At 67.8% G+C, this 11,261-nt stretch carries 14 protein-coding genes, 1 tRNA gene and 1 pseudogene; 6 read left to right on the top strand and 10 right to left on the bottom strand.

The window, feature by feature from the left end:
• Positions 1-312: 312 nt before the first annotated feature.
• The 4 genes from VI056_13495 to VI056_13480 all read right to left on the bottom strand — a co-directional run bounded on the left by VI056_13495 (position 313) and on the right by VI056_13480 (position 2,596).
• A complete protein-coding gene (locus VI056_13495; GenBank protein ID HEY6204040.1) occupies positions 313-1,050 on the bottom strand; it encodes a hypothetical protein in 738 nt (245 codons plus the stop codon).
• Positions 1,051-1,343: 293 nt separating this feature from the next.
• A tRNA-Thr gene (locus tag VI056_13490) sits at positions 1,344-1,416 on the bottom strand.
• A gap of 302 nt (positions 1,417-1,718) precedes the next feature.
• The gene (locus VI056_13485) at positions 1,719-2,156 is read right to left on the bottom strand and encodes a PPOX class F420-dependent oxidoreductase (protein ID HEY6204039.1); all 438 of its coding nucleotides are present in this window, start codon (positions 2,154-2,156) and stop codon (positions 1,719-1,721) included.
• Positions 2,153-2,596, bottom strand: a complete 444-nt coding sequence (locus tag VI056_13480; protein ID HEY6204038.1) for a PPOX class F420-dependent oxidoreductase — start codon at positions 2,594-2,596, stop codon at positions 2,153-2,155. The genes VI056_13485 and VI056_13480 overlap by 4 nt, the downstream gene beginning before the upstream one ends.
• 335 nt (positions 2,597-2,931) lie before the next feature.
• On the opposite strand from VI056_13480, the gene VI056_13475 reads away from it, so the two are divergent.
• From VI056_13475 to VI056_13465, 3 genes are read left to right on the top strand one after another with little or no spacing between them, the layout of a single operon-like run.
• Positions 2,932-3,345: a pyridoxamine 5'-phosphate oxidase family protein gene (locus tag VI056_13475; protein HEY6204037.1), complete on the top strand. Its 414-nt coding sequence runs from the start codon at positions 2,932-2,934 to the stop codon at positions 3,343-3,345.
• Entirely contained in the window at positions 3,333-3,803 is a 471-nt protein-coding gene (locus VI056_13470; protein HEY6204036.1) for a CoA-binding protein, read from the top strand. Before VI056_13475 ends, VI056_13470 begins: the two co-directional genes overlap by 13 nt.
• A 25-nt stretch (positions 3,804-3,828) precedes the next feature.
• Positions 3,829-4,533: a hypothetical protein gene (locus VI056_13465; GenBank protein HEY6204035.1), complete on the top strand. Its 705-nt coding sequence runs from the start codon at positions 3,829-3,831 to the stop codon at positions 4,531-4,533.
• A 146-nt stretch (positions 4,534-4,679) separates the two neighbouring features.
• Here VI056_13465 and VI056_13460 read toward each other — a convergent pair whose 3' ends face one another.
• A complete protein-coding gene (locus tag VI056_13460) occupies positions 4,680-5,453 on the bottom strand; it encodes a helix-turn-helix domain-containing protein (protein ID HEY6204034.1) in 774 nt (257 codons plus the stop codon).
• Positions 5,454-5,578: 125 nt separating this feature from the next.
• Between VI056_13460 and VI056_13455 the strand changes: the two genes are divergently transcribed.
• Both VI056_13455 and VI056_13450 read left to right on the top strand, forming a co-directional pair.
• The gene (locus VI056_13455) at positions 5,579-6,265 is read left to right on the top strand and encodes a hypothetical protein (GenBank protein ID HEY6204033.1); all 687 of its coding nucleotides are present in this window, start codon (positions 5,579-5,581) and stop codon (positions 6,263-6,265) included.
• A gap of 478 nt (positions 6,266-6,743) precedes the next feature.
• Positions 6,744-7,079 (top strand): annotated as a pseudogene (locus VI056_13450) (Glu/Leu/Phe/Val dehydrogenase dimerization domain-containing protein).
• Here the strand turns inward: VI056_13450 and heR are convergent.
• Together heR and VI056_13440 are read right to left on the bottom strand one after the other, a co-directional pair.
• Positions 6,988-7,833, bottom strand: a complete 846-nt coding sequence (gene heR / locus VI056_13445; protein HEY6204032.1) for a heliorhodopsin HeR — start codon at positions 7,831-7,833, stop codon at positions 6,988-6,990. The pseudogene VI056_13450 and the gene heR sit on opposite strands and share 92 nt — an antisense overlap.
• Before the next feature lie 33 nt (positions 7,834-7,866).
• Entirely contained in the window at positions 7,867-8,652 is a 786-nt protein-coding gene (locus tag VI056_13440; GenBank protein HEY6204031.1) for a DUF1295 domain-containing protein, read from the bottom strand.
• A 59-nt stretch (positions 8,653-8,711) separates the two neighbouring features.
• Between VI056_13440 and plsY the strand changes: the two genes are divergently transcribed.
• A complete protein-coding gene (gene plsY / locus VI056_13435; GenBank protein ID HEY6204030.1) occupies positions 8,712-9,350 on the top strand; it encodes a glycerol-3-phosphate 1-O-acyltransferase PlsY in 639 nt (212 codons plus the stop codon).
• An 11-nt stretch (positions 9,351-9,361) separates the two neighbouring features.
• Here plsY and VI056_13430 read toward each other — a convergent pair whose 3' ends face one another.
• From VI056_13430 to VI056_13420, 3 genes are all read right to left on the bottom strand, one after another.
• A complete protein-coding gene (locus tag VI056_13430; protein ID HEY6204029.1) occupies positions 9,362-9,751 on the bottom strand; it encodes a DUF2177 family protein in 390 nt (129 codons plus the stop codon).
• Complete coding sequence (locus VI056_13425) at positions 9,748-10,608, bottom strand: DegV family protein (GenBank protein HEY6204028.1); 861 nt, start codon at positions 10,606-10,608, stop codon at positions 9,748-9,750. The genes VI056_13430 and VI056_13425 overlap by 4 nt, the downstream gene beginning before the upstream one ends.
• Positions 10,605-11,261: NAD(P)H-binding protein (locus VI056_13420; GenBank protein HEY6204027.1), on the bottom strand; the 657-nt coding region annotated here is incomplete at its 5' end. The genes VI056_13420 and VI056_13425, both read right to left, overlap by 4 nt.

The raw sequence follows: 11,261 nt of genomic DNA, 5'->3' as shown, positions 1-11,261 counted from the left end.
TTCGCAACCGGTCGCGCAGCGCGCGGTACATGGGTCGCATCGGGCTTCGGAGCAGGGTCGCGTCCCGGGCACCGCGGAGCGCGTGCGCGACGCCGGTCGGCTCTACCCGACGGTACCGAGTTATCATCCCGTCGAGGTCCTTGCTAGCGAGAGTCCGTCAGGCTCCATTGTGAGTCGCGCGTAAGCGGACCGGCCGGGGTGATTGAGATCATGCCGCGGGAAGTCGGTCTCCGACCGGACGAGTCAAAGACGTACGCACGCGCACAAGACACGTCCAGCACTCCAGACTCCAAGGCAGCGGCGGCAACCCGATCAGTCGCGCCTACTTGCTGACGTGAGCTCCTGTGTGCCCGGCGCGCTTGACGAGAGAACTTCCAGGACAAGCCGTCTCGCCTGCTCGCTGGTTGCGGAAACTGGTTCGGCCGAGAAGCCAACCGCGGTGTTGACATTGGGCTCCCAGTCGGACTGCTGCGATGTAACGGCGACGCCGTACATGTGGCGCAGCCGATCCTCTTCGCGCGTGAACCTCCGCGGGTCGTAGCCCGGGCCCGAGCCGATGCCACGCGTTGAGACGGCAATGATCTGTATTGGGTAAGCGAACTGCGCGCGGCAGGTGAATCTGTTTTCCACGACACGTCCCCACAGCGCAAGCAGTCCCCAATGCTCGAAGTCGTCGATTGGGAAGTACCGATGTGTAAAGTGCTGCGCTGCTTCGGTACTGAGGTAGGCCTTCACACCGCAAGTACACGAACGGACCGGTGGGTCGTGGAACTCACGGTCGCACGACTCGGCGACGAAGGGCACGCGAAAAGTTGGCAATTCGAGCGTCGGATAGGGAGCGTCTCGCGAGCGGATTTCTTCGAGTTCTTTAGGTGAACGATCTTTGAGCGCGGCCAATTCGGCCGCGTATCGCACCGCGGCCGCTCTTCGGACGTAACCCGAAATGTCGGCCCATCCAACCAGAGGCTCAGTGCGCACTCCGAGACGAACAAACTGGTCGTCGAACTTGGGTGTCGGGTTTCCGAACAGGGTGCGCAACAGACCCGCCATCGAGCGCAACTATTGCTGGACCCTTGTATCCGGGCAACCCCCCGGGCCGCTACCGAGGCCGGGGTTGGCGCCATCACGCCCCGCTTGCCGAGGCTTGAGCTCGTCGCGGCCGTCGACCGAGACCCCCACTGAAGATCGGCGGGTCGACCCGACCGAACCGGCGATCGCGGCCGACGACTCGGGGGATGGTCGCATGACTACGAACCCAGCCCTTGTGGCTGCAGTTTGGATGCAGTCTCACGGCAGTCTGCGCCGGGCGAAGTTGAACGGGTCGAGTTTCCTCGAGATCTCTGAGCCGACGGGCAGACTCGAACTGCCGACCGGCGGTTTACGAAACCGCTGCTCTACCGGCTGAGCTACGTCGGCGCGAATTCCTACCGATTCTCGCATGTTCTGAACGTCAACGCGACGATCTTCGGAGCCGCTGCTCTTCCCCTCGAGTGCCCGAAGGTGAATCTCCTAAGGATCTCAAGGACCCACTGAGCGGTCACGTAGCTTCGGCCCGTACGCGCAATTTGTGCCTATCCGTGGACTCGAAGGGTTCTCGCGGTGCGTGGCTGTCTCAAATTTTCGCAATTTTCGTGCGAACGAGTGCGCGGCTGTTCGGGGCCGAGCCCGGGAGCTCAGCGGTTCGGGGTTTCCGGCGCGAGCGCTTTCGGCCTCTCGACTTACCCGTGAATCGCATCGACGGTGATCCGACAGGCGTGAATTCGGCAGATCACGCGCGTCTCCCTACTTCGCTGGGCCGCCGGGTAGATGTGGCCGTAATAGGCCGGATGCCGGGTGTAGCGCCGGGTGAGCGCATCGAGGTGTTCGAGCGCGCCGTCCGTGATCAGCTCGGCGTCGCCGCGGATCTGCACGAAGCGACCCGTGTCGTCAGGATCGACGACGAGCAGACTGCACCGCACGTTGGCGACCAGGTTGCGGCCCTTCTGGCGCTCCAGCGTGGTGTTGACACGGACGCACTCGCCGTCGTAATCGAGCCATACCAGACTCGACTGCGGCTGGCCATCGGCACGCATCGTCGTGAGGACGCCGCAGACCGGCCGCGTGAGTAGGTCGGCGTGCGAGGCCGGGACGGTCACCGCGGAAACGATCGTGCTCAACGAGAACGCCTCGTCCAGTCGAGGGCGATGACCTGATCCGGCCGCACCCGGCACAGGATGGGCGTCTCCGTCTCGGCGAACCGAGCAGGGATGGCGCCGCCGAAGTACTGCACCGGCCGACCGGCGTACTTCGAGGCGAGGGCATCGAGGTGTTCGATCGCGCCCTCCTGCGTCATCTCGATGACCGTGCCGCGGATCTCCAGGAAGCGCAGCGGCTCACGCGGGTCGTAGCAGAGGAGCGCGATGCGCGGGTCGCGTCGCATATTCCGCTCCTTCGCGAAGCCGCGCATCGTATTGACACGAACGTACGTGCCGTCGAAGTCGCACCAGACGACCGAGGTCTGGGGATAGCCGTCGGCCATTACCGTCGTGAGCGCGGCGACGCGCGGGCACTCGACGAGATCCCTGTGCGATCCAGGGATCAAAGCAGGCTCATGCACCACAGCTAGTGGTCGTGACGATCACGCGAGCACCTCCACGCGATCGAGAAGCGACGTGGCACGCGTGGCCTGAGTTGCCTCCGGCTCTCGTAAGGGTCATCTGCGGCACGCGCGCCGAGCAGGGTCCAACGGACCTTCTGCGCAGCTGCTCACGACCGCGCCTTGTCGAGCCCTCACCGTCAGGGAAAAGCCCTACGGCGTCGTCTGTAGCAGATCCGCTTTGTCGGAGCCGACCCCGCGCAGGTTGACGACCTTGGACTCTTGTCTATCGGTCAGCAGCGATGAGAAGGTTCTGGGGAGGCCTTTGAGATGACAACCCTACGTGCAGACCAGGTCTGGACAGAACTCGCCAAGGAATCGTTCGCGGTGTCAGCTACGTCACGCCCGGGGGTGAGCCCAGGTCGAGCGGCGTCGTGTACAAGGTAGTGGACCGGCGGCTCTTCATCGCGGTCGCCGCGGACAGTTGGAAGGCGCGGCACATCTCCGCGAGTGGGCGCGTCTCGGTGACCGTGCCGGTCCGTCGAGGTGGTCTTCTGTCGCTTGTCCTACCGATCCCGCCCGCGACGGTGAGCTTCCACGCGGCCGCGAAGGTCCATCCGGCCGCGTCGCACGAGGCTCTCTTGCGATCGAAGGAGCTGGGCGCCCTGCTGCCGCCAGAACGACAGGAGTCCGCGTGCATCGTCGAGGTCGTTCCCAAGGGCGAGTTCGTGACGTATGGACTGAGTGGAGGTGACCGATGGCAACACTGACCGCTGACTTCCTCGCGCAGCGCCGCATCGCGGTCTCCGGTGTCTCGCGGCACGCCGAGACGCACGGAGGGAACGGCATCTACCGACGATTGAAGGACCGCGGCTATGAGGCGTTCGCGGTGAACCCAAGGGCCGAGAGCGTGGAGGGCGATCGCGCTTACCCGGACCTCCGCTCGATCCCCGGAGGGGTCGACGCGGTCGTGATCGCCACGGCCCCAGAGCACGCCGACGCGATCGTCCGCGAGTGCAAGGAGCTCGGCATCAAGCGCGTGTGGATGCACGGGCCTCCTGGCGGAGGGACGAGTGTGAGTCGGGGTGCCGTCGAGTACTGCCGCGCGAACGGCATCGGGGTCATTCCAGGCGGCTGCCCGCTCATGTTCGGGCCCACCGCTGATGTGGGGCACCGCTGCATGCGCTGGGTGATGCAGCTGAGCGGCGCCCTACCGAAGGGGATCTGAGTCAAGCCCGGCACAGAGGGGTGACATGTCTGGCGACGCAGGTGCGCTAGCCGTCCGCGCGACAACGAGGACGACGACGCGCGTGTCCGTGGATAGCCGAGTGATCCTTGCGACGTCTGGATTCGTCATGCTCGCCTTCGTCGTCGTGCACATGGGCGGCAATCTGCTCGCATTCGCCGGCAGCGCCACTTTCGACGGATACGCCCGGTCACTTCGAGAGCTCGGCTCCCCGTTGTTCGGTGCCGGCGTGGTCCTCACGCTCGCTCGCGTGGTGCTCGCGGCGGCGCTGATCGCACATCTCGCGGCGCATGTTCGGACCCTGATCCGACCGGCAGCCCGGATCGAGCCGACGTACAGGCCCGTCGCGCCTGCGTACGTCGTGTACTCGTTCCCGATTCCGCACGCGACCGGCGCGATCATCTTGCTCTTCGTGATGTTCCACCTCGCGCATCTGACGCTCGGCGCGACGATCCCCGCGTTCGATTCCGCGAGCCCGTACCGGAACCTGATCACGGCGCTGCGGTCCTGGCCGGTCGCGCTGGCGTACATGGCCGCCGCCCTGGCGGTCGGCGGGCATCTCGTTCCGGGTGTGTGGTGTGGAATGAACTCGCTCGGCCTGATTCGACCGCGGATCGAGGGCCTCGCCCGCGTCTTCGCGCCAGCGCTCGCGGTGATAACGGCGCTCGGCATGGCATCTGTCCCAGCGGCGGTGCTGCTGGGAATCATTTGACCGGCCCACCCGAAGGAGGAGTGCCGACCACTACATCACGAAACCGTTCAGGCCAGCCGATCTCCGGGCGTACGTCGTTCAGATTCTCGGGGCATAGACCGCGCGCCGAGGTCAGCCCCCCGGCGATCTCCCGGGTCCGCTAACAGCTACGAACGGCGCGATCGCCGCGGCCGGGCTGCGCGTTGAAGCGCTCCGGTTCCGCTGGGCAGCCCCGCCGCACGCGATGCGGAGGCGCCGCGGCTCGCGCTCAGCGTCACACAGCACAGACCCGGCTGCGGATCGAACGTCGCTTGGATGCCGCTCCCTCGGAGTCCCGCGACGACGCCCTCCATGAACGCGAGGTTCATGCCGCAGACGAGGTCGCGGTGCGCTCGCGCCAGAGCGTCGAATGGGCAGTTGCGCAGACGCACCACGCCGCGAGGCATCTCGCTCGGCTCGAACCCCTGCTCCTCGAGCACATCGAGCGCCTTTCGAAACACGGACGCGCGGCCGGGCCGCGCGTGAGCAGCCGCGCCGAGCGAGGCGCCGAATTCCCGTGCGGCCGCGGCGACGCTCCGCCGCGCGTCTCTGCCTCCTTCCGCCTCGAGCGCCTGTGCGAAGAGCTCCGCCGCCAACTCGTAGCGACGAGCCGGTACCGCGACCTGGAGCTGCCGTGCGCTTCTCCGATACAGCTTCGAGGGGCGCCCCGCGCCGGGGCCCGTCTTCTTGCTGAGACGTCGAAAGCTCGTCTCGAGGAGCCCTTCTTGCGCGAGCTTGTCGAGGTGGAATGCCGCGTTCTCACGCGTCGTGCCCGCGGCATCAGCCGCTTCTTCGCGGCCGACGGGTTCGGGCTGGCGGCTGACATAGAGATAGAGCGCGCGACGCACCGGCTCATCGAGTACGGAGATCCTCGCGATCTGGTCGGCAAGGCGATCTGACACGCGCTAAGTCTATAGCTGGTGGCCACTATCCAAAGACTTGACACCGGCCAGGCCACGCTCTACAACAAGCAGGTACTAGTGTTAGAAACGCTAGGCGGCGACAATCTCGATCGAAAGGATCAGACATGAAAGCACTGCTCGGCGCAGCCCTCCTCATGCTCGCGCTCGTCACCACGGGCGCAGCTCTCTACGCCAACCAGTCCTCCGCGTCAGCGACGCAGCCGCATCACGACCTCTCCGCCACCATCGCGGACAACAGCAACGTCGCAAAGCAATTCGCGTTCCGCTCCGCGATGCGCGAACTTTGGGAGGATCACATCGTCTGGACGCGGCAGGTCATCGTGGGCATCATCGCCGGCAGTCCCGACACGGATGCCGCGCTGACCCGGCTCCTTCGGAACCAGACGGACATCGGCAACGCGATCAAGCCGTTCTACGGCGACGCGGCCGGTGACCAGCTCACCGCACTGCTCCGCGATCACATCCTGATCGCCGGCAGGCTCCTCACCGCCGCGAAGACCGGAGACGCGACCGCCTTCGCCGCGGCCAAGGCTGACTGGTACGCGAACGGCGACGGCATCGCGCGGTTCCTCGCGTCAGCGAATCCGCGGTGGCCGCTGCCGGACCTCCAAGCGGCGATGAAGATCCACCTCGACACCACACTCGATGAGGCCGTGGCCCGGCTCACCGGCGATTGGCGTGGCGATGTCGTTGCCTACGACGTCGTCCACAAGCACATCCTTCACATGGCCGACACGCTCAGCGCGGGCATCATCGCCCAGTTCCCATCGGCGTTCGCAGGGTCCAAGTAGCGGACCTCGCTCAGACGGCGAGCCCGCCTCGCGGGGCGGGCTCGCTGGCGCTTCATCGAACAGGCCCCCTTCAGAGCGAACTGGGGCCAGCTCTTCTGGCCTGAGAATTGGGGCCCTCTCCTTGAACACGATGAGGTCCCGAAGGCGACAGTCCGAGAGTTCTGCACAACAGTTCGCGGTGACGAATGCGGTGCCTGCCGCCCGTCGTTGCGCCCTCCCTGGGAATCTGTCCGTGAAGTCTTCTAGTGATCTCAAGGACCCTACTGAACGGTCACGCAACTGTTTAGCGTTCGAGCCCAATAGTTGGCGCCGCGGTTCTCAAGACCCTAATGCGCTCCTGCACCCTTCCCGCTCACGAATTTCGAGCAGGAGAGCACAGCGATGCAACGACAGTCGCCGACGATGAGCGCCGGCTGTCGCAGGCACACCCCATTGGTGGAGCGTCGGCCGCGTGCTCGCGCCGAGGGAGCTCAGCGCGAGCGACGCTCTCCTCGACGGCCTCCGCCTGAGCGCAGCGATGACCCGGAAGCTCGCGGTCGCGGGGCTACCCCTCGGCGGCGGCAAGGCTGTCTTCGCGGTCGAGGCGATCCCGACCGGGGATCGGCGTCGGGTGCTGATCGAGCGCTACGCCGATCTCGTCGCATCCCTGAGGGGCGCGTTCTCAAACCCCCAGGTCGCTCATGAGGACACTGTCGCACGCCAGCGTCGCGGCGGTGAAGCGGTCACATCGGGCGGAGCGTCCCCGACCAGACCTGCCACGCGAGAAGCGATTTGGCGACCAGGCTCATCACCATGTACGTCTTCTCGCCGGTGAGGTAGTCGCGCCAACGCCCGACCCTCGCGTACTGCAGGACCATCGTGATCGCGAAGACGTTGAAGGCCACGAACAGCGAGCCATAGATCGCCCACACGAAGGCCGGGATCGGCGTGGCGTCGGGCTGCACTGCGTACGCGACCAGGCTCGCCCCGATGGCGATCCACGGGATGATGCCGGCGACACAGCCGAACACGAAGTGCTTCCAGTCGGCGCGCGCGCGGCCTTCGTTGGCCGCCTCCATGCTCCACCCGAACAGGTTCATCGAGACGTTGCACCCGGCGATCGCGACGAGGGCCGAGAACTCCTTGATGAACGACAGCTGCGCGATGGCCAGGATCATGACCGTTGACGAGAACGCGTACTCGACCCAGCGTGCCGGGTTCATGCCGCGGCGAAGCCACGCTTCGTAGCGCGCGCGAAGCGGCCAGCGCAGAAGGAAGTGCGCGAGCGCCGACATGAGGAAGAAGCTCGCGACGACGTAGGCCAGCGGCACGTCGACGATCTGACTGGCGCGCGTGTCGAGGCCGACGAAGCGACCGGCCTCGAGCCGGGGAACGACGTACGTGACCGACGCGGTGAAGGCCGCCTCCGTGCGGGAGACCGCGAGCATGAGCAGGAACTGCGCGAAGTGCAGCGCGGCCAGGGCGGCGTTCCAGCGGGCGAGCCCTCGTGCCCGAGCCGGGTCGAGCGCGACGCTCGTCGAAGCGGACGACCGGCGTTGGCCGGCGAGGTCGGTGACTGCGATGTCCATCGATGTTCTCCTTCCGCGGCCCAGCGCCGCTCGCTACTGAGTGCCTGAGCCGCGCGGAGGACGCGGGATGAATGCGGGGACCTCACGGATGTATTCGGCGTAGCCCGGACGGCGAGCGGCGAGCCCGCGCTCGAGGAGGGCCACGCCAGACACGCGCACCAGCAGGAACGTCATGAGCGCAGGCGCAAAGATCGTCCACCAGCCGCCGACGCCGAGCGCGATCACGAAGTAGCCCCACCACAGCACCGCCTCGCCGAAGTAGTTGGGATGCCGGGTCCACGCCCACAGACCGGTGCGCAGCACACGGCCCTTCGACGCCGGGTCTGCGCGGAAGGCGCGAAGCTGCATGTCGCCGATCGCCTCGAAGAGGAGACCGGCCGCCCACAGTGCCAGGCCGGCGAAGTCGAGCGGACCGAGCGGTGCGTCGGCGAGCTGCGCCGCCAGGAGCGGCGCCGAGATGATCGACGCGAGGATCGCCTGGAGCAGGAACACCCGGAAGAACGAGATCCACCAGTACGAGGCGCCACCCTGCCGGCGGAACTCCTGATAGCGCGGGTCCTCCCCGTGGCCGCGGTTGCGCGTGTAGATGTGCACGCCGAGCCGCACGGCCCAGATGCCGACGATCGCGAGCACGATGAGGCGGCGTGGCGTCGCGGAGCCGGCGCCCGCGAAGTACACCCCCGTCGCGAGGAGGAACGCGGGACCCCAGAACGGATCCACGATGCTGGCATCGCGCAGCCGCAGGCTCGCAAGCCAGAGAAGTGCGAACAGCGCAAGGATCGCGGCGAAGCCGGCGAGCGCAACGGGGAGCGACTCCATGCCGCTCACCTCTTCCCGATGCGCACGACGCGCGTGCGGCGCTGCCTAGACTCGTCGGCGTGAACGCGACCGAAACGTGGCTCGCGATCGGCGGGCTCGCCGCGCTGGGCTACGCGATCGGGTCGCTCTCCGCCGGCTACCTCGTCGGCCGCTTGTACCGCGGTGTTGATCTGCGTGAGATCGGCAGCGGCAGCACTGGGGCGACGAACGCCATGCGCGCGCTCGGACCGGGTGCGGCGGCCGCGGTCGCCCTCGCCGACATCGGGAAGGGCGCGCTCGCGGTCTGGCTCGCCGGGCTTATCGCCGGCGCGACCGCGGCGCAGGCCGCGGCCGCGCTGGGCGCGGTCGCCGGTCACTGCTGGCCCATCGGACTGCGCGGCCGCGGCGGGCGCGGCATGACGCCCGCCGTCGGTGCGACGCTGCTGTTGGTCCCCTTGGTCGCGCCCATCGCGCTCGCCGCGTTCGTCGGCGGCATCGCGCTCACGCGGATCGTGTCCGTCGGCTCGCTCGCCGCGGTCACGTTCACGGTGATCGGCTACCTCGCGCTCGCGGCGCTGGGCGCGCTCACCTTCGATGGCGCGCACTTCGCGTTCCTGGCCGGGACCGCGGCGATCGTGTTCGCGCGGCATAGCGCGAACATCCGCCGCCTCGTGGCCGGACGCGAGCCGCGTCTCGGCGCGAAGAACGCCGCGCCGTAGCCCCAGATCGATCACGAGATCCGCAGCACCGCGTAGGTCGCGATCGCGCCGACGGCCGCGGACAGCAGCATCCCCCAAGCGAGATCGACGGCCGTCACGATGACCGGCCAGCCCTTCAGGGTCGCCTGGTTGGTGAGGTCATAGGTGGCGTAAGCGACGAGACCGAAGAGCGCGCCGCGCCAGAGCGCGGTGCCGACGGATCCGCCGTCGATGCTCGGCATGGTCACGAACACCGTGAGCCCGATGGCGTAGAGCGTGTAGAAGAGGCCGGCAGCGCCCCAGTTGACCTGATCGGCCATGAGGAAGCCGAGGTGCTGCCGGTAGAAGCCGCGGGCGACGAGCCCGAGCCAGAGCCCGTCGAGCACCAGCATCGCCAGGACGGTCGCGACGAGAGCGCTCACGAGTCCTCCTTCATGATCGCGATGGCGACGACGCCCGGTCCCACGTGGGCCGCGAGCACCGGACCCGCCTCTTCGCAGAACAGCTCGGCGCACTCGAACGCACCTTGAGCCCAGCTCGCGAGCTCCGCGGCGATCTGGGGCGCGTTCGTGTGCACGACCGCGATCTTGACGCCAGCTCGGCCGTCGACCATTTCTGCCGCGAGCTCCTTGAGCCGCGCGAGCGCGCGCGGGCGCGTGCGGACTCGGCCGATCGGCTCGGTGCGTCCGTCGACGATCCGCACGATCGGCTTGATGTGCAGCAGCGAGCCGAAGATCGCCTGCGCGGCCGGGACGCGGCCACTGCGCCGCAGGTACTCGAGAGTGTCGACGTAGGCGAAGATCCGCGGCTTGCCGGCCAGGCGCTGCGCGAGCGCGACCGCGTCATCGAACGAGCAGCCCTGCTGGCGCGCGCGAGCGACCGCGTCCACGATGAGGCCCTGCCCGCCGGAGTTCGTCCGCGAGTCGACCACAACGACCTTCGGGCCGGTCATGCGCGCCGCCGCCATCGCGCTCGCATGCGTGCCGGACATCTCCGACGCGATCGTGATGACGAGCAGGTCCTGCTGACCCCGCGCACGAGCCGCGTCGAAGAGCGCGAGCCACTCACCGGGACTGGGTTGGGACGTTGAGGGGTGATGCGCACGATCGCCGATCAGCTCGTAGAAGCGCGTGTGCGAGAGATCGCCGTCGCCACCTGAGGTGTACGAGTCCGCTCCGATGCGCACGTGGAGCGGGACGACGCCGACCTCCAGTGCCCGAAACGCCCCGGAGGGGAGCGTGCACGTGCCGTCGGTCAGGACGCCGAACGCCTCGCTCATGTGACGCTCACCTTAGGCGACGAGCCCACGCCGGCGCTCGTTTGGCTGGCCGGGGGCGGTGTGAGGTAGCTGCCGAGACCCTCGGCCAGCGGAGTGAGCCGGCGCGGCATGCGCGCAAGGAGCGGCGCCGTGTCCACCGTCGCCGGCTGGTTCACGAAGTCGACGGCATCGGGCGTGAGCGGCGCGTGCGGGAGGAACTGCAGCGGCCAAGCCGCGAGCTTCAGAAGCGCAGCGGGCGCGGGGAGCAGCGGACGGCGAAGACCGGCGACCCGCAGCGCCACGCGGATGACGTCGCGCATCGACAGGATGTCCGGCCCACCGACCTCGAAGACCTGATCGCGGGCTTCAGCAGCGCGGATCACGTCCGCTGCGAGCCGCGCGACGTCGTCGACGAAGACCGGCGCGAGCAGCTGACGGCCACTTCCGGTCAGCGGAACAAAGGGCAACCGCATCGCAAGACCGAGGAAGCGATTCAGGGCGACGTCGCGCGGGCCGTAGACCCAGGTCGGGCGGATGATCGTGTACGCGATGCCCGACTCGCGCACGGCCCGCTCGGCGCGCCACTTGGCGCGAAACCACGAGCGCGGCGAGTCGGAAGCGGCGCCGGCGCCCGAGATGTAGACGATCCGGCGCACGCCGGCAGCGGCTGCCGC

The organism is Candidatus Limnocylindria bacterium, assembly GCA_036523395.1.
GTDB lineage: Bacteria > Chloroflexota > Limnocylindria > P2-11E > P2-11E > CF-39.
The sequence above is the reverse complement of the archived record's forward strand: the minus strand, read 5'-3'. Positions and strand labels throughout refer to the sequence as shown.